Origin of the sequence: Amaricoccus solimangrovi, from assembly GCF_006385685.1 — a bacterium.
Classification (GTDB): Bacteria; Pseudomonadota; Alphaproteobacteria; order Rhodobacterales; family Rhodobacteraceae; genus Amaricoccus; species Amaricoccus solimangrovi.
This window is the reverse complement of the sequence record NZ_VFRP01000003.1, coordinates 24,074-44,344: the sequence shown is the minus strand read 5'-3', so window position 1 is coordinate 44,344 and position 20,271 is coordinate 24,074. Positions and strand designations below refer to the sequence as shown.

Here is a 20,271-nt window from a genome sequence, read left to right as displayed (position 1 = left end):
AACGGCGGCTCAGGCGAGGACGGAGTCGATCTTGTCGAGCGTGGCCTTCTCCGCCGCGCTCACCTTCTCGCCGCCGAAGCCGAGGAATCCGCCCTCCGTCCCGGCTTCCGCCACCTTGTTCGCGATCTCGCCGAGCCAGGCCTTGAATCCGGCGGCCTCGTCCGGCGCCTTCTCCGTGACCAGCCGCGACACGTCGGTGAGTTCGGCGATCGCCGCCTCGACGATTTCCGGCGGCTTGCGGCCATAGGCCTCGTGTTTCAGCACTCCCCGGGCGAGATCCCGCCCCTCGGAGGTCTCGTAGGCGGCCACGACCGCGTCGATCAGGGCGTTCTGGCCCCCCTGACTCTTGGCCTTGCCGATCGCGCCGGCGACGGCGAGGCTTTCCTTGACGGCGCCCCAGAGCCCGCCCGGCTCCGCGGCGGTGACCGCGATTCCCGCGATCATCGGAGCGCCCAGAACCCGCGCCCATTCCTCAGACGTGAAGCTGTCCTTGAGACTCATGGCTTCCTCCCCGGCGTTTTCCGCGAGTGTAGAGGAGGAGGCCCGAGCTACCAAGTGCCAAGCGATGGCGCCCGTGATCAGACGAGCGGCGCGGTGTCCTTGCCCCAGATCCCGGCCAGGAGCGAAGCGTAGTGCGCGAACCAGGCGCTGGCAGTATTGTCCGTGCGAACCTTGGACTGCTGCGCCGGCTTCCGGGAGACGAGTTCGCTATTGCGCAGGACTTGCTGATAAGCATCGACGATCATTTGTTTTACCTTTCCGTTTCATTCTTCGTCGATGATTTAGGTATTTGGCATGCCTGTGGAAAGAGACAGGTTCGCAATCTCGCCATGCATTCGCCGCATGGCTTGCCGGTCAGCTCTCCTGGCGGGCGATCTCGGTGACGAGCACCGCGCCGGTCGGCGGGAGAGGCAGGAGGGTGCGCAAGGTCTTGCGCAGCGCCGCCCTGAGATCGTCCATCTTCGGGCCGGTCGTGAAGTCGCCGTCGAATCCGCCGGAATTGGCGTGGCGGAACATCACCTTGAGGAAACCGTCGCGCAGCTTCGGCTCCGCCGCCCTCACCTCCTCGGCACCCTCGGGCTCCACCTCCACCGCGAGCGAGATCACGACCAGCGCGACGGTGGCGCCGTCGCGGAAGACCGGGACGACGAAGGGTCCGGCGAAGGGCACGGCGACGAAGCCGGCGGCGCTCTCCTCCGGCTCCGCCGTTTCCTCCCCCGCCGCCTCCTCCGCCACCGGCGCGGGGGAGGGGCGCAGCGTCAGGCCGGCGCCGATCCCGACGACGAGGCCGGTCAGGGCGAGAAGGAGGGGAAGGATCTTCTTCATGCGAGGTCTCCGGAGGCGGGTCAGTAGGGCAGGATCTGGTCGGCGATCTGCTGTCCCCACCGCGGCTGCTGCGCGCTGGTGAGCTGGCCCCTGCCGCCATAGGAGATCCGCGCGCCCGCGATCCGGTCGTACTCGATCTCGTTGTGGCGCGAAATGTCCTCCGGCCGGACGATGCCGGTCACGCGCAGGTCGCGCAGCTCGTTGTTCACGCGCACTTCCTGATCGCCCTGGATCACCATCTGGCCGTTCGGCAGCACCTGGATCACCGTCGCCGCGATCCGGAGCCTGAGCTTCTCGTCGCGCCGGGTCGCGCCATTGCCCCTGAAACTCGAATCCGAGGAAAGATCGAGCGAGGGCGAGAGTCTGGTGGTGTCGAACGGCAGGACGTTCTGGATCGCGAAGGCGGCGTTCAGACCCGCGCCGTCGCCGCCGGAGCGGGTCCGGCTCGTCGTGTTCTTCATCTCCGCCGACTCGTCGATCTCGATCGAAACCGTGAGCAGGTCGCCGAGGCCCCGGGCGCGGCGGTCGCCGAGCAGCCCCTTCGGTCCGGTGTTCCAGAGCGAGGCCTGCTGATATTCGTAGCGCGCGGCCTGTGGCGCCGGCACGGCGAGGGCGGCGCGGTCGGAGGTCACGAGTTCCTGGCCGGGATCGCTTCCGATCGCGGTCATCTCGGGGGGGCGCATGATCGGCGCGCAGCCCAGGGCGAGCAGCGGCGCCAGCAGGATCAGCCGGCGGGTCATCGCGCCACCATGACGCCGCCCCGGGGCGTCACCTGGCCCGTCACGACCTGGCGGGACGTCAGGTTCATCACGCGCACCTCCTCTCCGACGCCTGCGCGATCGAGCGCGCGGCCCTCGGCTGTGATCGACAGCCGTCCGTCCGCGTAGGTCATCCGGACGAGCTGGTTGCGCTCGACGAGCGCGGGCTCCCCGATCTGGTTCACGAGGATCGGGCGGCCGGTATAGAGCGTGACCTTCGCCTCCTTGCCGACCGCCTCCTCGATCGAGGAGAGGGCGCCGGGCGTGTCGGCGTCGCTGAGCGTCAGGTCGCCGGCGGTCAGGATCGACTGGCCGCGGATCGGCCGCGCCGGGACGACGGTACCCGCGCGCGCCGGCGGAGCGGCGAGAAACGCGGCGAGGCAGAGAAGAACGAGGCGCTGCATCGGACCTACCGGATATCGACCGTGGCGGAGAGCATCTGGTCCGCCGCCGTGATGACCTTCGCATTCATCTCGTAGCCGCGCTGGGCCTCGATCAGGCCGGTGATCTCGCGCACCGCGTCGACCGAGGAGGCTTCGAGATAGCCCTGGCGGAAGGTGCCGCGTCCGTCCTCGCCCGCCGCCCCCACGGTCGGGGCGCCGGAAGCCTCGGTCTCGCGGTAGAGATTGCCCCCCGTCGCCTCGAGCCCCTTCTCGTTCGCGAAGCTCGCTATGTTGAACTGGCCGAGCAGTTGCGCCTGGGTCTCGCCGTCGAAATAGGCGTAGACCTCGCCGGCGGCGTTGACGGTGATCTCCTTCGCATCCTCCGGGATCGTGACCCGGGGTTCGACCGGAAAGCCTTCCGAGGTGACGATCAGCCCGTCGCCCGTCCGCTTCAGCGCGCCGTCGCGGGTATAGGCGGCCTCTCCGGAGGGCAGGGTCACCTCGAGATAGCCCCTGCCCTCGATCGCGAGGTCGAGCGAGCCGCCGGTCTCGTTGAGCGTGCCCTGCCGGATGTCGACCGAGACCGCCGCCGCGCGCACGCCGAGGCCGAGCTGCACGCCCGCCGGGAGGACCGTGCCGTCGGTCGCGTTGATCGTGCCGGGCCGCGCCACCTGCTCGTAATGCAGGTCGGCGAATTCCGCCCGCCGCGGGCTGTAGGCGGTGGTGCTCATGTTGGAGAGGTTGTTCGAGATGACCTCGACCCGCGTCTGCTGGGCCGCCATGCCCGTCGCCGCGATGTTCAATGCACGCATGGTTATCCTTTCGGGATCAGCTCTGGCCGCCGAGGGTCCGGACGACGAGGCGGACGCGGGCGTCCTCCTGGTCCATCAGCTTCTGGCCGTATTCATAGGCGCGCTGCACCTCGATCATCCGGGCGATCTCGAGCACCGGATTGACGTTCGAGCCTTCGAGAAAGCCCTGAAGCACCTTCGCGCCCGCGGCCGGCGCGGGATCGGCGTCGGCGCGGAAGAGGGTGCCGGATTCGCGGAAGAGCTTCGTCCGGTCCTCGACCGTCACGACGCCGAGCCGGGCGAGCGGCTGGCCGTCGGCGGAGACGGTTCCGTCGGCGGCGATGCCGATCGTCTTCGCCTCGAACGGGATCGTGATCGCGCCGCCGCCCTCGTCGAGCAGGGGCGCGCCGTCGGGCGTCACGATCTGGCCCTCCGCGTCGCGTCCGAAGGCGCCGGCGCGGGTGAGGCGCGGGCCGCGCGGCGTCATCACGGTGAAGAACCCGTCCCCCTCGATCGCGAGGTCAAGCGTGCCATCGGTCCGTTCGAGCGCGCCCCGCGCCTCGTCGGTGTAGCGCGCGCGCGCCGAGGTCATCGCGACCGCCCCGCCCTCCAGCGGCAGCGCCTTCACCTCCTCGGCGAAGATCACGCCCTCGCGCCGGAAGCCCGTGGTGGAGATGTTGGCGATGTTGTTCGCGACGGAGCGCATTTCCCGGGAAAGACCCGCCTGACGCGTCAGCGCGACATAGCCTGCGAGATCCATCGCGATACTCCCGTGTTCGAGGCCCGGGGGCCGTGGCGGACCTGTCGGGCCCCTGAGTGAAAATCCGCTCAATCCGCGGAGTGAGGCGAAGGCGGGCCGAGATCCGCCCCGCGGCCGATCACTCTCGGAATGATCTCGTCCTGATAGAATTTCGTCAGCGTATGGCCGGAGAAGCTCATCGTGATCCAGAAGACCGCGAGGATCGCGCCGAGCTTCGGCACGAAGGTCAGCGTCGTCTCCTGCACCGAGGTCAGCGCCTGCGCCAGGCCGATCACGAGCCCCACGACCAGCGCGACCGTCAGGATCGGCGTCGAGACGGTGAGCGCTGTCCAGAGCGCCGAACGCAGGATGTCGAGAATCTCCGCCTCGCTCATGCCGGCTTCCCCCGGGCCGGAGCCCGCTCCGCCCTAGACCGGCATGCGCAGGATTTCCTGATAGGCCTCCACGACCTTGTCCCGCACCGCGACGGCGGTCCGCACCGCCATCTCGGTCGCGGCCAGCGCCTCCACCACGGCCTGGGGATCGGCGCGTCCGGCGAGGCCCGCCGTCACCGTGTCCTCGCCCGCGCGCATCGTGTCGAGAAAGTCGGAGCCGGTGGTGGCGGAAGTCCGGGCCGGCGTCTCCGTCAGCTTCGGCTCGGGCCGGGCGAGGGCGGGGGTCTGGCCGTAGAGCCGGGCCGCGAGGGTCGCGCGAATATCCATGACGTGCCTTTCTGGCTGGGGAAGAAGAGGGGTCAGCGCCGCAGCAGGCCGAGCAGCGAATCGGCCATCCGCCGGGCCTGGTCGAAGACGCGGAGGTTCGCCTCGTAGGAGCGGTTCGCCTCCCGCGAATCGGCGATCTCGACCATCAGGTCGACATTGGAGCCGTGAACGTAGCCGTCCCCGTCGGCGAGCGGATTGTCCGGTTCGAAGCTGCTCCGCGTCTCGCTCTGGTCGAGCATCACCGGGCCTGTCGTCACCGTGACCGGATCGCCGGCCCGGGCATGGGCTTCCTCGAAACTCACCGTCTTGCGGCGGTAGCCGGGCGTATCGGCGTTGGCGATGTTCTCCGCGCCGAGCCGGACGCGCGTCGCCTGCGCCCGCATCCCGCTCGCGGCGGTGGCGAGGGTTCTCAGCAGATCATCCATCGGGCTTCTCCCTATTTCGCACCGAGCGCGGCGCGCAGGATGTCGAGCGACTTCGAATAGACGCCGAGCGCGAGGTCGTGGCTCTGGCGCGCATCCGCGGCGCGCATCATCTGGTCCTCGATCGAGACGGAATTGCCGTTGGGCGCGTCCGCGCCCTCGACGGCGTCGGGCCGGGGCTCGGCGCCGAGGATCGCGTCGGCGCCGAAGGGGATGTGCCCCGCCCGGGTCGTTTTCGCGGTGAAGGGCGGCGCGGACTGATCGAGGAGCGCGCCGAACCCTGGCAGGTCGCGGGCGCGGAAGCCCGGCGTGTCCGCGTTCGCCACGTTCTCCGCGATCAACGCCTGGCGCCGGCCCGCATGGCTCGCGAGCCCGCTCGCAAGGCGCAGAACATTGAGGTTCAGGTCCATGGCGGGCGGTGCTCCTCGGCTTGGCAACCGAGCCTTAACCACGAGGAGTTGAGGAAAGGTAATCAAACTCGCGCGGATCACACCGATGGAAACCGACTTCTCCGCCCTCGCCGCGGAATTCTCCCGACTCTCCAACACCCGCCGCGTCGGCCGCGTCGCAAGCGTCGGCGCCGCCACGATCGAGGTCGAGGGGCTGACGCGTCACGCGCGGATCGGCGATCAGGTCGAGGTGGCCTCGGCGCGGGGGGAGCGGCTGGGGGGCGAGGTGGTCGCTCTCGACGCCGCGCGCGCCCGGGCGATGGCCTATGGGCCGATCGACGGCGTCGCGGTGGGCGACGCCGTCGCGCTGACCGGCCGGGCGGGGGTTCATCCCGACATCTCCTGGACCGGGCGCGTCGTGGACGCCTTCGGCCAGCCACTCGACGGCCGGCCGCTCCGCGCCGGCGCGGCGAGCGCCGATCCGCGGGCCGCGGCGCCGGCGCCCGCGACGCGGAAGGGGCTCGGCGCGCGGCTCGCGACCGGGCTCGCCGTCTTCGACACCATGCTGCCGCTCGCTCGCGGCCAGCGTATCGGCATCTTCGCGGGTTCGGGGGTCGGCAAGTCGACGCTCCTCGCCGACCTCGCCCGCGGGATCGAGGCGGATGTCGTCGTGCTCGCACTCATCGGCGAGCGGGGGCGCGAGCTGCGCGACTTCGTCGATCACGTGCTCGGGCCCGAGGGAATGGCGCGCTCCGTCGTCATCGCGGCGACCTCCGACCAGGCGCCGCTCATCAAGCGGCGCGCGGCCTGGATGGCGATGGCGGTGGCGGAGACGTTTCGCGATCAGGGCCGGCACGTGCTCTTGCTGATCGATTCGCTCACCCGCTTCGCCGAGGCGCATCGCGAGATCGCGCTCACGACCGGCGAGGCGCCGAGCCTCAGGGGCTTTCCGCCCTCCGTCGCCAATCTGATCGCGGCGCTCTGCGAGCGGGCGGGGCCGGGTCCCTCCGGAAAGGGCGATATCACCGGCGTCTTCAGCGTGCTGGTCGCGGGCTCGGACATGGAGGAGCCGGTCGCGGATATCGCGCGCGGCGTGCTCGACGGCCATGTCGTCCTCGACCGCGACATCGCCGAGCGCGGGCGCTTCCCGGCCGTCGATGTCCGGCGTTCCGTCTCGCGCAGCCTGCCCCGGATCGCGAGCGCGGAGGAAAACGTCCTGATCCTGCGGGCACGGCGCATCCTGACGACCTACGAGAACGCCGCGCTGATGATCCGGACCGGGCTCTATGTCGCGGGCAGCGATCCCGCGATCGACGAGGCGGCGCGGCTCTGGCCGGCGCTCGACGCCTGTTTCACCGAGAGATCGCCCGGCGTCGACCGGAGCTTCGCGCGGCTTGGCGAGATTCTCGAGGGAACTACCGCCGTGACAGGAGCAGGTTGAGGATTCCCTCGGATCCGCTCGACCCGTCCGACCGGAGCAGCGTCAGCGCGGGCGAGCTTCCGGCGGTGCTTGTCGAGCCGTTCTCGAGCTGCGAGCGCGCGAGGAAACGGTCGATCAGCTTGCCGACATTGGCGGGATCGCGGAACACCGAGAGATCGCTCGACCCGAAGACGGCTTCGCATTTCTTCATCAGGATGTCGCGCTGCCGGTCCACGTCCAGCGCGCCGAAGGAGGCGGTCGGCAGCCCGAACGCGTATTGCGCCACCTGGCTCAGCGTCCTGGAGCCGATGATCGAATACCAGCTTCCGCCCTTTTCGCCTTCCGATCCGGCCAGATCCGCGATCTCGCGCCGGAAGTTCAGCGCGAGCCGCATGTCTTCGTCGGCCTCGCCCACGGCCGCCTCGAAGGCGCGCGTCTCGTAGGCTTCCGCGATCTTCGCCGCGAAGCCTTCCGTGGCGGTCCGGGCGCCCGAGGCGTCGCCGAAGCCGAAGGCGGCGGAGAGCTTCCGGAAATTCGGCTCGGTCAGCCGGACCGCCAGCGCGTCCTTCTCCGTCGTGCCTTCCTCGAGAACCTTCCGGACGAAGGCCTTCCTGTCGATCCACTCGCCGAGCCCGAAGGCCCCGAGCGCGACCTTCAGGAGCCGCCGGTCCGCCATGAGTTCCTCGGCGCTTCCGACCGAGCCGACATGTTCGGCGAAATAGGCGACATCGGCCTTGATGTCGGCGCTGTTCCCGAAGGCGGCGCGCTGCGCCGCCTCGGTCCGCCCGAGGAGGCGCCAGCCGGCGATGCCGGAGAGCGGAACCTGTGGCGTGTAGCTCATGGCGCCTTCCTCCCCGCGGCCTCAGCCGGCCGGCCGCGCCGCGAGCAGCCGTGCCTCGCGGGGCAGCAGATTCCTCAGACCGCGCATCGCCTGGTAGAAGCGGCCCTCGATCACCGCCTCGGTCGCGCCGCTGAGATGCGCGCGGCTGTCGGGATCCTGGAACACCTGGCTCAGCTGCTCGATCCCGCGCAGCAGCTGGCGGCGCGCCTCGCCCGGCTCCGCCTCGCCCGCGAGCACGAGCTGGGCGATGTAGCAGACGCGACGCACCGGCGTGTTCGCCTCCTCCGGGTGGATCGCGTCGCGCAGGCGCAGCACGTTGGCATCGGGCGTGAGCACGTTCAGCCGGGCGCGGCGGTCGCCGTTTTCCATCACGACGCCGTTGATCATCACCCGCTCCCGGGGGCCGAGCTTCAGGACGAGCCCGCTCACGCCGCGGCCTCCGCCTCGCCGCGCAGGCCCCGCATGATGGCGGTGTTGATGTCGATGAGCGGCAGGAGAGAGCCCTCGCCCGCCAGCACCTTCAGGCTGTGGCCGCGCACGAATTCCGCGAGCCCGATCAGCCGCGCGCGCAGGTCGATCGGCAGCCCGTTGCCCTCGCTCATCAGATCCTGGCGCAGCGCGCCCCAGAGCCGCTGGTTGTCGCAGACCGCGGCGGCGAGCTTCGGAAAGGCGTTCTTGTCGCTCTGCTCCGCCTCGCTCAGTCGGTGGGTGATCTTCGCGAAGATCGCGTATTCCGCGCCGCGATCGGTGCGGATCGGCGCCGCGGCGGCGCCATAGCCGGAACGGGCCCGGGCATTCAGGTTCATCTGGAAACCCCTTGGGAACCCCGCGCGGCGGCGGGGGGCAGGTTACGCCGATGGAGGGGGAGGGGCGGGCCGGAGGGCGCCGCCCCGGGAGGCTTACCTGAACAGCGACATCACCGTCTGCGGCGCCTGGTTGGCGATCGACAGCGCCTGGATGCCGAGCTGCTGCTGGGTCTGCAGCGCGGTCAGCCGGGCGGATGCCTCCTCCATGTCGGCGTCGACCAGCGCGCTCACGCCTTCCTTGATCGAATTGGCCTGTTTCGACAGGAAGGCGTTCTGGGCGTCGATGCGGGCCTGGGCGGCGCCGAAGGCGGCGGCGGCGGTGTTGGCCGAGTCGATCAGCGTGTCGAGGTCGTCGACCGTCGCGGTGCCGACCACGAGCGCCGCGCCGAGCGTCTCCAGGTCCTGGGCGCCGACGCTGAAGGTCTCGGTCGTGAGCGCGCCGCTCGAGTCGCGCATGATCGAGACAGTGATGTCCTGCGCCGTCGCGCCGGATTCGACCAGGTTGATGCCGTTGTACTGGGCCGACTTGGCGATCGAGGTGATCGTGTCGGTCAGCGCGGTCACCTCGGCCTGGATCTTGGTCGTGTCCGAGTCCGGGTTCTCGGCCTGGACGATCTTGGTCTGGATGTCCTTCAGGATTCCGGAGATCTGCTCGGCCGCGGAGCGCGCGGTGCCGACCATCGCGGAGGCGGAGGTCAGCGAGCCGCCGAGCGATTCGTAGCTCGCCACGTCGGAGGACATGGTCGAGGCGATCGACCAGTTCGAGGAGTTGTCCTTGGCGGTGGAGACCTTCAGACCCGTCGAGATCTGGTCCTGGACCTTGTTGAGGCCCTTGTTGACCGACTTCAGGGTCTGGAGGGCGACCATCGACCCGGTGTTGGTCAGGATGCTGGACATGCGGTGATTTCCTTCGGCGAGCGGCGCTTTCGACGCCGCGGTTTCATGTGCCGGCCCCGCCGCGCGGCGGCGCCGATGATCGCCCTTCTGAGGTCTGCGGCGCCGGGCTGTTCGCCCCCCGCCGCGCCGGCCGTTTTGGCCGCGTGAGCCGCACTCTCGCGCCGCGAGCCTAAGCAATGGCTAACGCGCGGGCGCGATCATGGTTAAGAAGCGGTTGATCCGGTCCGGGCGCGCGGTACGATTTCGCGCTTGCGTCCGGCGTCCCGGCTCCGCCGCCCGGGGCGCGCGCGCGGCTGTTGCAATCCCCCTCGCGCCACTCAATATACGGCCCCGAACCGACGGAGCGGACATGCAGAACTATCTCGACTTCGAAAAGGGCCTCGCCGAGATCGAGGGCAAGGCCGAGGAGCTGCGGGCGCTCGGGCGCAAGAATTCCGAGATGGATGTCGAGGAGGAGGCTGCCGCGCTCGACAAGAAGGCGGCGACGCTGCTGGAAGAGCTCTACCGGGGGCTCGACCCGTGGCGGAAATGCCAGGTGGCCAGGCATCCGGACCGGCCGCATTGCCGGGACTACATCGACGGGCTTTTCACCGAATGGACGCCGCTCGCGGGCGACCGCGGCTTCTCCGACGACCACGCGGTGATGGGTGGCCTGGCGCGGTTCAACGACCGCGCGGTGATGGTGATCGGGCTCGAGAAGGGCCATGACACCAGGACCCGGCTCGAGCACAATTTCGGCATGGCCCGGCCCGAGGGCTATCGCAAGGGCATCCGCCTCATGGATCTCGCGGACCGGATGGGGCTTCCGGTGATCACCCTCGTCGACACGCCCGGCGCCTATCCCGGCAAGGGCGCCGAGGAACGCGGTCAGGCCGAGGCGATCGCGCGCTCGACCGAGAAATGCCTCCAGCTCGGCGTGCCGATCGTCTCGGTGATCATCGGCGAGGGTGGCTCGGGCGGGGCCGTCGCCTTCGCCACCGCGGACCGGCTCGCGATGCTGGAACATTCGATCTATTCGGTGATCTCGCCAGAGGGCTGCGCCTCGATCCTCTGGAAGGACGCGGAGAAGATGAAGGAGGCGGCCGAGGCGCTGCGGCTGACCGCGCAGGATCTGCTGGCGCTGGGCGTGGTCGACACGGTCGTGCCCGAGCCGCGCGGGGGCGCGCAGCGCAACAAGACCGAGACCGTGGCCCGCGTCGGCGCGGCGATCGCGGATCTGCTGGGTCAGGTCTCGGGCCGGAAGCCGGGCGAGCTGCGCAAGGCGCGCCGGAAGAAGTATCTCGACATGGGGCAGAAGGCGCTGGTCGCCTGAGCGTTCCGCCCGCGCCTCACATGGCTTCCGGTTTCTTCGCCGGCCCGGCCTCCGGGGCGGGCAGGGCGAAGCCCGCCTCCCGCATCAGCCGGTCCGAATTCTCCTCCACCGTTTCCTCGAGCCGGCGCATGAATTCGGAGATCCTGAGCCCCGGGGCGATCGGCGGCAGGAACTCCACCACGGCGACGCCGGGGTCGCGGTAGCGGCTCCGCCGGGCCCAGAACACGCCCACGTTGGTCGCCGCCGGCACGCAGGTCTTGCCGAGCCGTTCGTAGAGCACGCCCGCCCCGACCTTGTAGGGCAGTTTCGCGCCGGGCAGCGTGCGCGTTCCCTGGGGATAGATGACGAGCTGGTGCGGCGTGCCGCTGTCCTTCTCCACATCCGAGACCATCGCCTTCATCGCCGCCGCGCGCTTGCCCCGGTTCACCGGCGTCGATCCGATCCGGAGCGCGTAGAGGCCGAGGATCGGCGCCCAGCGGAGCTGCTGCTTCATGATGAAGCGGACGCGGGGCAGGTGGTAGGAGAGGATCATGATGTCGAGGAAGGACTGGTGCTTCGAGGCGACGATCACGTCGCCGGTCGGGATCTCGCCCCGGACCTCGACCCGGAGCCCGCAGATCACCCGCAGAAGCCAGAAAACGGCGCCGCAATAAGCCTTGATCGCGCGATAGGCGCCATCGACCGACCAGAGCGCCATCGGCGCGCAGAGGATTCCCATGATCGCCATGAGCCCGTACATGGCGATGTCGAAGATCAGGGAGCGGATCAGGCGCATCGCATCAGCTCCAGCGGCGCAGGCTCGCCCGCGTGGCGAACCGGGTGACGGCCCAGGCGACAAGGCCCGCGATCAGGGGAACGAGCACCGGCAGCGCCCAGTGCCAGCCCTGGAGGCCGATGCCGACGAGGAAGAAGCCCTGCTCGCTGGCCTGGGGGAGCGCGGCGAGAAGCGCGAGCCCCGCCGCCGTGCCGATGACCGCGCCGCCGAGGGCGCGCAGGGTGAAGCGCCGGGTGAAGGCGTGGCTGATGTAGCTGTCGCGCGCCCCGATGAGCCGAAGGGTCTGGATCACCTGCCCGTTCGCCGCCACCGCCGCCTGCGCGGCGAGCCCCACCACCGCGGCGAGTGCGAGCGCCGTCAGGCCGAGGCAGACCAGCGCGAAGAGCCGGAGCCGCTCCGCCGTGGTGACGAGGGGCAGGCGCCAGGCGGCGTGATTGTCGAAGACCGCGCCCGGCGCCTCCGCTCCGAGGCGCAGGGCGAGGCTCTCCTCGTTCAGTTCGGCGCGGTCCGTCGTGACCGCGATCAGGAGCGGCAGCGGCAGCGTCTCGACCGCGAAGCCGGGCCCGAGCCAGGGTTCGAGCAGCGCCTTCTGCTCGTCGAGCGTCACGACGCGCACGGAAAGGATGCCCGGCGTGGTGCGCAGCACGTTGAGCGCGGCGCGCGCCTGCGCCTCCACCTGATCCTTGGGGGCGAAGATCTGCAGCGTCGCGTCGCGTGCGAGTTCGCCCGACCAGTTCTCGGCGAGCCGCCCCGCGGCGAGCGCGAGGGCGAGGGCGAGCACGGCGAAGAAGGCCATCACCCCGGCGAGAAATCCGACCGAGACGGCCGCGCGCGCGCCCCTGGGGACGACGCGGCCCGCGCCGGGGTCACCCCTGAGAAACCGGCCCGCCGCGCTCACAGATCCGCCCCCGCGAGCTGCACCCGCCCCTGCGCGATGCGCAGCACGCGGGCCTGGACCCGCGCCTTCGCGGCGCGGATCAGGTTCAGGTCGTGGGTCGCGATCAGCACGGTCTTTCCCATCCGGTTGAGCTCGACCAGCAGCGTCAGCACGCGCTGGGCCATGTCCCAGTCGAGATTGCCGGTCGGCTCGTCGGCGAGGATCACGTCGGGGCTGAGGATCACCGCCCGCGCCACCGCCGCCCGCTGGCGCTCGCCCCCCGAGAGGAGCGGCGGCGCGGCGTCCACGCGCGCGGTCAGATCGACCCATTGCAGCAGCGCGCGCAGATCCTCCTCCCGCTCCCGCGGGTCGATGCCGTTGACCGTGAGGGGCAGGGCGATGTTCTCGGAGATCGGCAGGTGGTCGAGGAACTGGCAATCCTGATGCACCACGCCGACCCGGCGGCGCAGATCGGCGATCGCGTCGCGTTCCGACGGCGCGATGGAGCGGCCGAAATGGCGCACCTCGCCCGTCGTCGCCGCGAGGTCGAGGTAGCACAGCCGCAGGAAGGTCGTCTTGCCGGCGCCCGACGGGCCGACGAGAAACTGGAACGAACCAGGCGCCAGGGTCAGGCTCATGTCCCGGAGAATGGCATGGTCGCCGTAGCTGAACCCTGCCTGCTCGAATTCGATCACCGGGTCCTCCGCCGATAGTGGCGACGAGTTATACAGCCGTCGCCGGGCAGCGCAACGCCCCCCTCCGCCGGATCGCGCGCCCCCCGGCTCCTTGGAATGCGCCGGGGCCGCCGCTAGAAGGGAGAAGCCGATTCGCGCGTGGCGGGCGGCTCCGAAGAGGCTTCCGATGCGTGTCACCTGCCCCAATTGCGGCGCCGAATACGACGTCCCGGAGGGGCTGATCCCGCCCGCCGGCAAGCATGTGCAATGCACCGCCTGCCACACCCGATGGTTCATGCATGGCGAGGCCCGGGAGGCGCTCAGCGAGGAGCAGATCCTGCGCAAGCTCGAGACCCGCTCGGTCCGGCCGGTGCCCGGCGCGGGAACCGGCGGCGCGGAACCGATCCCCTTCCCCGGCGCCGCCGCGGCGCGTCCCGCCCCTCCCCGGCCGGCCGAGCCGGTGGCGAGACCGGAGCCCGGGGGCGAGGCGGACGGCCCCGACGAATCGCCGGCCTCCGTCCCGGAGCCCGAGGCACCGGAGGAGCGCGCGCGGGAACCGGAACCCGAAACGGCGGAGCCGGAGGCCGCCGCCCCGCCGGACCTCCCGCCAGAGGAGGAGGCCCCGCTCTCCGAGGCACGGCCGAGGATCGTGGCGCCGCGGCCCGAACCGGCGGCGGAACCCGCCGCTCCCGCGGTCCCGGAGGCGGGGGAGCCCCGGATCGCGCTCCGCGAGGCGCCGCGCGTCCCGCCCCGGATCGAGGTCGCGGCCGCGCATGCGGAACCGCCCGCGCCCGTGAAGCCGAAGCGCCGCTTCCTGCCGGGCTTCATCCTCGCGCTGCTGGTGGCGGGGCTCGCCCTCGAGATCTACGTCTGGCGCGATCCGCTCGCCGAGCAGATACCGGCGGCGGCCCCCGCGCTCGGGAGCTACGGCGACGCGGTCGACGGCGCGCGGGAATGGCTGCGGGACCGGTTCGAGGGCGCCTCCGGCAAGCAGCCGGGCTGACCCGTCAGAACTGGTCGAGCAGCCGCCGCAGATAGTCGAGTTCGAGTTGCGGACGGAACTGCTCGCCCGCGCGCCGGCGGATCTCGTCGAGCAGGGCACGTCCCCGGGCGATGGCATCGGCGTTGGGCAGCATGTTCTCGCTCCCGCCGATTCCGCCGCGCGAGCCGAGCGGCCGACCCAGCGGATCCCGGCCGTTCTGGGCGCGGGACTGGCTGTCCTGCTCTCCCTCGCCGACCTGCTGGCCGTCCTGGCGCATGTCCTTCGACATCTCGCGCATGCCCTCGCGCAGCCGGTCGATCGCCTCGGCCTGCCGGTCGAGCGCCCCGGCGGCGTCGCCCTGGTTCAGCCGGTCGCGCGCGTCGCCCATGCTCCGCTCCGCCTGGCGCATCGCCTCGCGGGCGGCTTCTCCCGCCTCGCCCGGCAGATCCCCCTGCATCCCCTCCATCAACTGGCGCAGCGCCTCCTGGCGGCGCGCCAGGTCCGACGCGCTCGGCCCGCGCTGGTCGCCCTCGGCCCCCGGCTGGGGTGAGCCGTTCTCGCCCTGGCCGCTCTCGGCCTGGTCCCGGTTCTCCCGGAACTTCCGCTGGAGCTCCTGGAAGGAATCGTCGGCGAGCCCCTGCTGTTCGCGCAGCGCGTCGGCGAGCCCCTGCATCGTCCGCTGGCCTTGCCCGCCCTGGCCCTCGCCCCCCTGGGTGACCTGCATCCGCATGCTGTCGAGAAGTTGCTGCAGCATGCCGAGCAGCTGCTCGGCCTCGGCCTTGCGGCCCTGTTCCGACAGTTCCTGGATCCGGCGCATCAACTCCTGGATCTGGTCCTGGGTCATCGTCTGGCCCTGGGGCGCGTTGTCGGCCTTCTGCTGCTCGCCACGCTCGATCGCCTCGCGGGCCATCTGCTGCATGTAGTCCTGCGTCGCCTGGCGGAGCTCGTCCATCAGGCGCGCGATCTCCTCGTCCGACGCGTCGTTGCGCAGCGCCTCCGACAGCCGTTCGCGCGCGCGGTCGAGCCGGGCCTTCGCCCCGGTCAGCCCGCCATCCTCGATCAGGAGCGCCGCGCGCCAGAGCGCCTCGGCCACGTCGTCGACCACGTCGGCCGCCTTGCCCCGGGCGTTCGCCCCGGCGAGTTCGCGGATCGCGGCGCGGGTGATCAGATAGGCGCGGGGACTGTCGAACACTTCGTCCGGCTGGACCGTCACCGCGCGCAGGACGCGGGTGACGCGGGTGGCATTCTCCGGCGACCAGAGCAGGTCGCGGCGCTGTTCCACCAGCGCGGCGGCGAGCGGATCGTAGAAGGGCCGCGCGGGCAGCAGGGTCGCGATCGGCCCGCTGTCGCCGCGTTGTCCGATCGCATCCTCGGCGCTCAGCGTGAGAAGGACCGGCAGGCCGGCGAAGGGACTCTTCGAGAAATCGTCGACCAGCGCCTCGTTCACCTCGGCGCCCGCGCCGGTCATCGGCATCGGCAGGTCGATGACGAGCGGCGGCCGCGCCACCGGCTCGACCGCGAGCCCGTAGCGGCGGTCCGCGCGGGACGGGTCGAGCGCGATCTCGGCCCGCGCCTTGGCGATGCCGTGGTCATCCTTCGCCAGATAGGCGATCCGGGTCTTGCCCTCCTCGACCATCGTCACCGGCTCGGCGAGCGCGATGGTCGGCGGCAGGTCCGGTTCGACGGCGAAGCTCCAGTTGCCGAGCGCGCCGCCGCCCCGGGTCAGGCTGACCGCGCCGTCGCGGCGCACCTCGAATTCGGCGCTGGCGATGCCGGGCGCGCTCTCGGCCAGCGCGGCGGGCGTTCCCTCCGAGACGCTCTCGTCCAGAGCGAAGTCCGCGCCCTCGCCCCCGTAGACACGGATCGTGATCCGGGTGCCCGCCGGCACGCTCACGGGCGTGGCGGAGTGGATGTCGGGGAGATAGAGCGTCGGGCGGCCGGTATAATCCGGCGGCTCGGCCCAGCCCTCGAAGCTCGGCCCGGTTGCGACCCGGGACGGGCCGGCCGGCCGGATCGCCGCGCCGACGCCCCTCAGCCCCTCGCCGCCGGCGAAGACGAGCGCGGCGCCGAGCAGGACGAGCGCGGCGAGGCGGAGCGCGAAGGGATCCCGGCTCGCGAGGCGCAGGTCGGGGGCCACCGGCCGGGCGGCGGTCGCCGCGCGGCGCATCCGGGCGAGATGCGCGGCCCAGACCGCGCGGGAGCCCGGATCTCCGGTGCCGAGCGCCTGCGCGTCCTCCAGCGCCGCGAGCGGCGCGCCCGGGAGCGTCGAATCGACCCGGTCGCGCGCCTCGCGCGGGCTCGGCCAGCGGAAGGCGCCGACCCCGCGCCAGCCGAGCCAGAGCGCCGCGAGGCCGGTGGCGACCAGCACGGCGATCATCTGGCCGCGCGTCAGCAGTTCGGGCAGGCCGAAGGCGAGGACGGACCAGAAGGCGGCGGTCAGCGATCCGAGGGGCCAGAAGGCGCGCAGCAGCCGTTCCACGATCATTCCGGCGCGGGTGCGCCGAATCGTGCCAGCCAGCCTGTCGTCGCGCGGAATCTCGTCCTCTGGGCTCTGCCTCATCCGCCTCGCTTCCGGGGCGCGCCGGGTCGGAACATCCGCCGGCGCGGGAATCTCAGTCGATCCAGTCCGGGATGGTATCGCGGTTCAGCATTTCGTCAAAGCTCGGTCGCGCGCGCACCACGGCGAAGTGATCCCCGGAGACCAGCACCTCCGGCACCAGCGGGCGGGAATTGTATTCCGAGGCCATCACCGCGCCATAGGCCCCGGCGGAGCGGAAGGCGACCAGATCGCCCTCGCCGAGCGGGGGCATCGGGCGTTCGCGGGCGAAGGTGTCGCCCGTCTCGCAGACGGGGCCGACGATATCGACCGGATGACGCTCGATCCCGGGCGCGGCTTCCGCGACGGGGACGATCTCGTGGAAGGCCTCGTACATCGCCGGCCGCACCAGGTCGTTCATCGCCGCGTCGAGCACGAGAAAGTCGCGCCCCTCGCCGTGCTTGAGCCAGATGACCGAGGCGAGGAGGATCCCCGCGTTGCCGACGATGAGCCGCCCCGGCTCGATCTCGATCTCGCAGCCGAGATGGCCGAGCGTCTCGCGGATCACGCCCCCGTAGTCGAAGGGGAGCGGCGGCGCCTCGTTGTCGCGGCGATAGGGGATGCCGAGACCGCCGCCGAGGTCGAGCCGGCGGATGTCGTGCCCTTCGGCCCGAAGCGTCCCGGTGAGATCGGCGACCTTGGCGAAGGCGGCCTTGAACGGCGCGAGGTCGGTCAGCTGGCTGCCGATATGGACGTCGATCCCCACCACCTCGATCCCGGGCAGCGCCGCCGCCTCGGCATAGACCTCGCGGGCGCGCGCGATCGGAATGCCGAACTTGTTCTCCGACTTGCCGGTGGCGATCTTCGCATGGGTTCTGGCATCGACGTCCGGATTGACGCGGATCGCGATCGGCGCGCGGGTGCCGAGCGAGACCGCGACCTCCGAGAGCGCGCGGAGTTCCGGCTCGGACTCGACGTTGAACTGGCGGATGCCGTGGCGGAGCGCGTCGCGCATCTCCTGGCGCGTCTTGCCGACGCCGGAGAAGACGATCCGCTCGCCCGGCACGCCGGCGGCGCGGGCGCGGATGTATTCCCCGCCCGACACGACGTCCATCCCGGCGCCGAGATTGGCCATGACGCGGAGTACCGCCTGGTTCGAATTCGCCTTCATCGCATAACAGATCAGGTGATCCATCCCCGCCAGCGCCTCCTGGAAGACACGGTAATGGCGGGTGAGGGTCGCGACCGAATAGACATAGACGGGCGTGCCGACCGCGCGGGCGATCTCGGTCAGGGGCACGTCCTCGGCGTGAAGGATGCCTTCGCGGTAGAGAAAATGATCCATCGGGCACCTTTCGCGCAGCCGGTCCGGCGGCGCGTGCCTATCCGGCGCGGCGGCGGGAATCAAGCTGACAGCCGCCTCGCGCTAGGAGCCCGCCTCCTCAGTCGGTCGGCAGGTCGGCCTGCGGGGGCTGGGGTTGCGGGACGGGGAGCGGCTGGCCGCCCGGAGTTCCGGGCTGGCCCTTGATCCCGCAGCCCGCGAGGAGAAGCGCGAGGATCAGCGCGGCGCGGCTCATGCCGGAAAGGTTTCGCGCCAGCGGGCGATCTGGGCGCGGACCTGCGTCGGCGCGGTGCCGCCGTAGCTCGCCCGGCTCGCGACGGAATTCTCGACCCCGAGCACCTCGTAGACATCCGCCGTGATCCCGTCATGGACCGCGCGCATCTCCTCGAGGCTCAGTTCTGGCAGGTCCACGCCGCGGTCCTCGGCGCGCTTCACCAGCGCCCCCGTCACGTGATGCGCGTCGCGGAACGGCAGACCCAGCGCGCGCACCAGCCAGTCTGCGAGATCGGTCGCCGTCGAGAAGCCGCTCGCCGCCGCCTCGCGCAGCCGGTCCACGTTGGGGCGCATGTCGCCGACCATGCCCGTCATCGCGGCGAGCGCGAGCATCAGGCTGTCGGCGGCGTCGAAGACCTGCTCCTTGTCCTCCTGCATGTCCTTCGAATAGGCGAGGGGCAGGCCCTTCATCACCGTGAGCAACGCGACCAGGGCGCCGTTCACGCGCGCGACCTTGGCGCGGATCAGCTCCGCCGCGTCGGGGTTCTTCTTCTGCGGCATGATCGAGGAGCCGGTGGAGAAGCGGTCGGACAGCGTCACGAAGCGGAACTGGGCGGTCGACCAGATCACGAGCTCCTCCGCCAGGCGGCTCAGATGCGTCGCGGTCAGGCTGGCGGCCGAGAGAAAATCGAGCGCGAAGTCGCGGTCGGAGACGGCGTCGAGCGAATTGGCCATCGGCCGGTCGAAGCCGAGCGCCTGCGCCGTGAAATGCCGGTCGATCGGGAAGGACGTGCCCGCGAGGGCCGCGGCGCCGAGCGGGCTTTCGTTCATCCGCGCCCGCGCGTCCTCGAATCGCGAACGGTCGCGGGCTAGCATCTCGACATAGGCGAGCATGTGATGCCCCCAGGTGACGGGCTGGGCCACCTGCAGGTGGGTGAAGCCCGGCATGACCGTCTCCGCCCCGTCCTCGGCCTGGGCGAGAAGCGCGCGCATCAGCGCCTCGATCCCTTCGATGGCCGCGTCGCACTGGCCGCGGACCCAGAGACGGAAGTCGGTGGCGACCTGATCGTTGCGCGACCGCGCGGTATGAAGCCGCCCCGCGGCCTCGCCGATGAGTTCCCGCAGCCGGCTCTCCACGTTCATGTGGATGTCCTCGAGCGCGGTCGAGAAGCGGAATTCGCCGGAGTCGATCTCTGACAAGACCGTGAGCAGACCTTCCCGGATGAGTTCGGCGTCGGTATCAGTCAGGATGCCCCGCCGCGCCAGCATCGCGGCATGGGCGCGGCTGGCCTCGATGTCCTGGGCCGCGAGGCGCTTGTCGAAGCCGATCGAGGCATTGATCGCTTCCATGATCGCGTCCGGTCCGGCCGCGAACCGGCCACCCCACATCGCGTTCGAGGTCTTTTCAGTCATGCGCCTGCCCATCCGCCGCTTCGCCGCCCCAAGCTCGCGCGCCGTCCCGGCCCCGCTGCTCGCGGCCCTGCTATACGCCGCCGCCCTCATCGGCGCAAACCCCGCCGCGGCCCAGAGCCTGACGCCGGACCAGCGCGGCGAGCTCGAGGCGCTGAGGGCCGGGGAAATGCGGAAGCTGGTCGTCCATCCGGAGCCGGTTCCGGTTCCCGGCGATCCGGTCTTCGACCGCGACGGCGGCGAGCACAGCCTCTCCGAAAGCGACGGGAAGATCCGGGTCGTGAACTTCTGGGCGACCTGGTGCGCGCCCTGCCGGGAGGAATTCCCCGCGCTCGACGCGCTCGAGAAGACGCGGGGCGGCCCGGATTTCCAGGTGATCCCGATCGCCACCGGCCGCAACGACCCCGCGGCGATCGACCGGTTCAACAGGGAGGTGGGGATCACCGCGCTCGCCGACGGCTATCTCGATCCGAAGAGCAAGCTGGCGCGGGGCATGGATGTGATGGGCCTGCCGGTCACGCTCATCCTCAACCGCGAGGGCGGGGAAATCGCCCGGCTCATGGGCGGCGCCGACTGGAGCGGCGCGGATGCGAAGGTGATCTTCGACTATCTCGCCGCGCTGCCGGGCTGAGGCGGGGGGGGGGAAGGCGGACCCG

The 20,271-nt window shown here is 71.0% G+C and carries 26 protein-coding genes; 4 read left to right on the top strand and 22 right to left on the bottom strand.

The window, feature by feature from the left end:
- Positions 1-9 precede the first annotated feature (9 nt).
- The 11 genes from FJM51_RS04795 to FJM51_RS04750 all read right to left on the bottom strand — a co-directional run bounded on the left by FJM51_RS04795 (position 10) and on the right by FJM51_RS04750 (position 5,551).
- Positions 10-501 carry a hypothetical protein gene (locus FJM51_RS04795; RefSeq protein WP_140452984.1) on the bottom strand — a complete coding sequence of 164 codons (492 nt, stop codon included), beginning with the start codon at positions 499-501 and terminating at the stop codon, positions 10-12.
- Positions 502-578: 77 nt separating this feature from the next.
- Positions 579-746 (bottom strand): hypothetical protein, encoded by a 168-nt coding sequence (locus tag FJM51_RS23695; protein WP_181164447.1) that lies wholly within the window; start codon positions 744-746, stop codon positions 579-581.
- A 109-nt stretch (positions 747-855) separates the two neighbouring features.
- On the bottom strand, positions 856-1,326 hold the full coding sequence (locus FJM51_RS23690; protein ID WP_181164446.1) for a flagellar basal body-associated FliL family protein: 471 nt from the start codon (positions 1,324-1,326) through the stop codon (positions 856-858).
- 20 nt (positions 1,327-1,346) lie between these two features.
- Entirely contained in the window at positions 1,347-2,066 is a 720-nt protein-coding gene (gene flgH / locus FJM51_RS04785; RefSeq protein WP_140452983.1) for a flagellar basal body L-ring protein FlgH, read from the bottom strand.
- Positions 2,063-2,488 (bottom strand): flagellar basal body P-ring formation chaperone FlgA, encoded by a 426-nt coding sequence (gene flgA / locus FJM51_RS04780; protein ID WP_140452982.1) that lies wholly within the window; start codon positions 2,486-2,488, stop codon positions 2,063-2,065. Before flgA ends, flgH begins: the two co-directional genes overlap by 4 nt.
- 5 nt (positions 2,489-2,493) lie before the next feature.
- The gene (flgG, locus tag FJM51_RS04775) at positions 2,494-3,279 is read right to left on the bottom strand and encodes a flagellar basal-body rod protein FlgG (protein ID WP_140452981.1); all 786 of its coding nucleotides are present in this window, start codon (positions 3,277-3,279) and stop codon (positions 2,494-2,496) included.
- 16 nt (positions 3,280-3,295) lie between these two features.
- A complete protein-coding gene (locus FJM51_RS04770) occupies positions 3,296-4,018 on the bottom strand; it encodes a flagellar hook-basal body complex protein (RefSeq protein ID WP_140452980.1) in 723 nt (240 codons plus the stop codon).
- A 68-nt stretch (positions 4,019-4,086) separates the two neighbouring features.
- Entirely contained in the window at positions 4,087-4,392 is a 306-nt protein-coding gene (locus FJM51_RS04765; protein WP_140452979.1) for a flagellar biosynthetic protein FliQ, read from the bottom strand.
- A gap of 33 nt (positions 4,393-4,425) precedes the next feature.
- The gene (fliE, locus tag FJM51_RS04760; RefSeq protein ID WP_140452978.1) at positions 4,426-4,719 is read right to left on the bottom strand and encodes a flagellar hook-basal body complex protein FliE; all 294 of its coding nucleotides are present in this window, start codon (positions 4,717-4,719) and stop codon (positions 4,426-4,428) included.
- 32 nt (positions 4,720-4,751) lie between these two features.
- Entirely contained in the window at positions 4,752-5,144 is a 393-nt protein-coding gene (flgC, locus tag FJM51_RS04755) for a flagellar basal body rod protein FlgC (RefSeq protein ID WP_140452977.1), read from the bottom strand.
- Between the two features lie 11 nt (positions 5,145-5,155).
- On the bottom strand, positions 5,156-5,551 hold the full coding sequence (locus FJM51_RS04750) for a FlgB family protein (RefSeq protein WP_140452976.1): 396 nt from the start codon (positions 5,549-5,551) through the stop codon (positions 5,156-5,158).
- A gap of 85 nt (positions 5,552-5,636) precedes the next feature.
- On the opposite strand from FJM51_RS04750, the gene FJM51_RS04745 reads away from it, so the two are divergent.
- Positions 5,637-6,971 carry a FliI/YscN family ATPase gene (locus FJM51_RS04745; protein WP_140452975.1) on the top strand — a complete coding sequence of 445 codons (1,335 nt, stop codon included), beginning with the start codon at positions 5,637-5,639 and terminating at the stop codon, positions 6,969-6,971.
- Here the strand turns inward: FJM51_RS04745 and FJM51_RS04740 are convergent.
- The 4 genes from FJM51_RS04740 to FJM51_RS04725 form a co-directional block, all read right to left on the bottom strand.
- Positions 6,946-7,791 carry a DUF1217 domain-containing protein gene (locus tag FJM51_RS04740; RefSeq protein ID WP_140452974.1) on the bottom strand — a complete coding sequence of 282 codons (846 nt, stop codon included), beginning with the start codon at positions 7,789-7,791 and terminating at the stop codon, positions 6,946-6,948. The genes FJM51_RS04745 and FJM51_RS04740 overlap by 26 nt on opposite strands.
- Positions 7,792-7,812: 21 nt before the next feature.
- The gene (gene flbT / locus FJM51_RS04735) at positions 7,813-8,220 is read right to left on the bottom strand and encodes a flagellar biosynthesis repressor FlbT (RefSeq protein ID WP_140452973.1); all 408 of its coding nucleotides are present in this window, start codon (positions 8,218-8,220) and stop codon (positions 7,813-7,815) included.
- A complete protein-coding gene (gene flaF, locus FJM51_RS04730; RefSeq protein ID WP_140452972.1) occupies positions 8,217-8,597 on the bottom strand; it encodes a flagellar biosynthesis regulator FlaF in 381 nt (126 codons plus the stop codon). Before flaF ends, flbT begins: the two co-directional genes overlap by 4 nt.
- 93 nt (positions 8,598-8,690) lie before the next feature.
- On the bottom strand, positions 8,691-9,494 hold the full coding sequence (locus FJM51_RS04725) for a flagellin N-terminal helical domain-containing protein (RefSeq protein ID WP_140452971.1): 804 nt from the start codon (positions 9,492-9,494) through the stop codon (positions 8,691-8,693).
- Between the two features lie 349 nt (positions 9,495-9,843).
- Between FJM51_RS04725 and FJM51_RS04720 the strand changes: the two genes are divergently transcribed.
- Positions 9,844-10,806, top strand: coding sequence for an acetyl-CoA carboxylase carboxyltransferase subunit alpha (locus FJM51_RS04720; protein ID WP_140452970.1), 963 nt, complete (start codon positions 9,844-9,846; stop codon positions 10,804-10,806).
- Between the two features lie 16 nt (positions 10,807-10,822).
- Here the strand turns inward: FJM51_RS04720 and FJM51_RS04715 are convergent, their stop codons facing one another.
- From FJM51_RS04715 to FJM51_RS04705, 3 genes are read right to left on the bottom strand one after another with little or no spacing between them, the layout of a single operon-like run.
- Positions 10,823-11,581 (bottom strand): lysophospholipid acyltransferase family protein, encoded by a 759-nt coding sequence (locus FJM51_RS04715; protein ID WP_140452969.1) that lies wholly within the window; start codon positions 11,579-11,581, stop codon positions 10,823-10,825.
- Positions 11,582-11,585: 4 nt separating this feature from the next.
- Positions 11,586-12,479, bottom strand: coding sequence for a cell division protein FtsX (locus FJM51_RS04710; RefSeq protein ID WP_140452968.1), 894 nt, complete (start codon positions 12,477-12,479; stop codon positions 11,586-11,588).
- On the bottom strand, positions 12,476-13,153 hold the full coding sequence (locus FJM51_RS04705; protein WP_140452967.1) for a cell division ATP-binding protein FtsE: 678 nt from the start codon (positions 13,151-13,153) through the stop codon (positions 12,476-12,478). The genes FJM51_RS04710 and FJM51_RS04705 overlap by 4 nt, the downstream gene beginning before the upstream one ends.
- A gap of 166 nt (positions 13,154-13,319) precedes the next feature.
- Between FJM51_RS04705 and FJM51_RS04700 the strand changes: the two genes are divergently transcribed.
- Positions 13,320-14,135: a zinc-ribbon domain-containing protein gene (locus FJM51_RS04700; protein ID WP_140452966.1), complete on the top strand. Its 816-nt coding sequence runs from the start codon at positions 13,320-13,322 to the stop codon at positions 14,133-14,135.
- Between the two features lie 4 nt (positions 14,136-14,139).
- Here FJM51_RS04700 and FJM51_RS04695 read toward each other — a convergent pair whose 3' ends face one another.
- The 4 genes from FJM51_RS04695 to argH all read right to left on the bottom strand — a co-directional run bounded on the left by FJM51_RS04695 (position 14,140) and on the right by argH (position 19,618).
- On the bottom strand, positions 14,140-16,674 hold the full coding sequence (locus tag FJM51_RS04695; RefSeq protein ID WP_140452965.1) for a TIGR02302 family protein: 2,535 nt from the start codon (positions 16,672-16,674) through the stop codon (positions 14,140-14,142).
- 52 nt (positions 16,675-16,726) lie between these two features.
- Positions 16,727-17,995, bottom strand: coding sequence for a diaminopimelate decarboxylase (gene lysA / locus FJM51_RS04690; RefSeq protein ID WP_140452964.1), 1,269 nt, complete (start codon positions 17,993-17,995; stop codon positions 16,727-16,729).
- Between the two features lie 97 nt (positions 17,996-18,092).
- Positions 18,093-18,227, bottom strand: a complete 135-nt coding sequence (locus tag FJM51_RS24670) for a hypothetical protein (RefSeq protein WP_267901368.1) — start codon at positions 18,225-18,227, stop codon at positions 18,093-18,095.
- Positions 18,224-19,618 (bottom strand): argininosuccinate lyase, encoded by a 1,395-nt coding sequence (gene argH / locus FJM51_RS04685; protein WP_140452963.1) that lies wholly within the window; start codon positions 19,616-19,618, stop codon positions 18,224-18,226. Before argH ends, FJM51_RS24670 begins: the two co-directional genes overlap by 4 nt.
- Here argH and FJM51_RS04680 point away from each other — a divergent pair.
- Positions 19,617-20,246 (top strand): TlpA disulfide reductase family protein, encoded by a 630-nt coding sequence (locus tag FJM51_RS04680; protein ID WP_233712980.1) that lies wholly within the window; start codon positions 19,617-19,619, stop codon positions 20,244-20,246. The genes argH and FJM51_RS04680 overlap by 2 nt on opposite strands.
- Positions 20,247-20,271: the final 25 nt, after the last annotated feature.

Bases quoted from the DNA above. Each gene is read 5' to 3' on its own strand.
- FJM51_RS04795 (WP_140452984.1), bottom strand. From the start codon at position 501: ATGAGTCTCAAGGACAGCTTCACGTCTGAGGAATGGGCGCGGGTTCTG.
- FJM51_RS23695 (WP_181164447.1), bottom strand. From the start codon at position 746: ATGATCGTCGATGCTTATCAGCAAGTCCTGCGCAATAGCGAACTCGTC.
- FJM51_RS23690 (WP_181164446.1), bottom strand. From the start codon at position 1,326: ATGAAGAAGATCCTTCCCCTCCTTCTCGCCCTGACCGGCCTCGTCGTC.
- flgH (WP_140452983.1), bottom strand. From the start codon at position 2,066: ATGACCCGCCGGCTGATCCTGCTGGCGCCGCTGCTCGCCCTGGGCTGC.
- flgA (WP_140452982.1), bottom strand. From the start codon at position 2,488: ATGCAGCGCCTCGTTCTTCTCTGCCTCGCCGCGTTTCTCGCCGCTCCG.
- flgG (WP_140452981.1), bottom strand. From the start codon at position 3,279: ATGCGTGCATTGAACATCGCGGCGACGGGCATGGCGGCCCAGCAGACG.
- FJM51_RS04770 (WP_140452980.1), bottom strand. From the start codon at position 4,018: ATGGATCTCGCAGGCTATGTCGCGCTGACGCGTCAGGCGGGTCTTTCC.
- FJM51_RS04765 (WP_140452979.1), bottom strand. From the start codon at position 4,392: ATGAGCGAGGCGGAGATTCTCGACATCCTGCGTTCGGCGCTCTGGACA.
- fliE (WP_140452978.1), bottom strand. From the start codon at position 4,719: ATGGATATTCGCGCGACCCTCGCGGCCCGGCTCTACGGCCAGACCCCC.
- flgC (WP_140452977.1), bottom strand. From the start codon at position 5,144: ATGGATGATCTGCTGAGAACCCTCGCCACCGCCGCGAGCGGGATGCGG.
- FJM51_RS04750 (WP_140452976.1), bottom strand. From the start codon at position 5,551: ATGGACCTGAACCTCAATGTTCTGCGCCTTGCGAGCGGGCTCGCGAGC.
- FJM51_RS04745 (WP_140452975.1), top strand. From the start codon at position 5,637: ATGGAAACCGACTTCTCCGCCCTCGCCGCGGAATTCTCCCGACTCTCC.
- FJM51_RS04740 (WP_140452974.1), bottom strand. From the start codon at position 7,791: ATGAGCTACACGCCACAGGTTCCGCTCTCCGGCATCGCCGGCTGGCGC.
- flaF (WP_140452972.1), bottom strand. From the start codon at position 8,597: ATGAACCTGAATGCCCGGGCCCGTTCCGGCTATGGCGCCGCCGCGGCG.
- FJM51_RS04725 (WP_140452971.1), bottom strand. From the start codon at position 9,494: ATGTCCAGCATCCTGACCAACACCGGGTCGATGGTCGCCCTCCAGACC.
- FJM51_RS04720 (WP_140452970.1), top strand. From the start codon at position 9,844: ATGCAGAACTATCTCGACTTCGAAAAGGGCCTCGCCGAGATCGAGGGC.
- FJM51_RS04715 (WP_140452969.1), bottom strand. From the start codon at position 11,581: ATGCGCCTGATCCGCTCCCTGATCTTCGACATCGCCATGTACGGGCTC.
- FJM51_RS04700 (WP_140452966.1), top strand. From the start codon at position 13,320: ATGCGTGTCACCTGCCCCAATTGCGGCGCCGAATACGACGTCCCGGAG.
- FJM51_RS04695 (WP_140452965.1), bottom strand. From the start codon at position 16,674: ATGAGGCAGAGCCCAGAGGACGAGATTCCGCGCGACGACAGGCTGGCT.
- lysA (WP_140452964.1), bottom strand. From the start codon at position 17,995: ATGGATCATTTTCTCTACCGCGAAGGCATCCTTCACGCCGAGGACGTG.
- FJM51_RS24670 (WP_267901368.1), bottom strand. From the start codon at position 18,227: ATGAGCCGCGCCGCGCTGATCCTCGCGCTTCTCCTCGCGGGCTGCGGG.
- FJM51_RS04680 (WP_233712980.1), top strand. From the start codon at position 19,617: ATGCGCCTGCCCATCCGCCGCTTCGCCGCCCCAAGCTCGCGCGCCGTC.
- argH (WP_140452963.1), bottom strand. From the start codon at position 19,618: ATGACTGAAAAGACCTCGAACGCGATGTGGGGTGGCCGGTTCGCGGCC.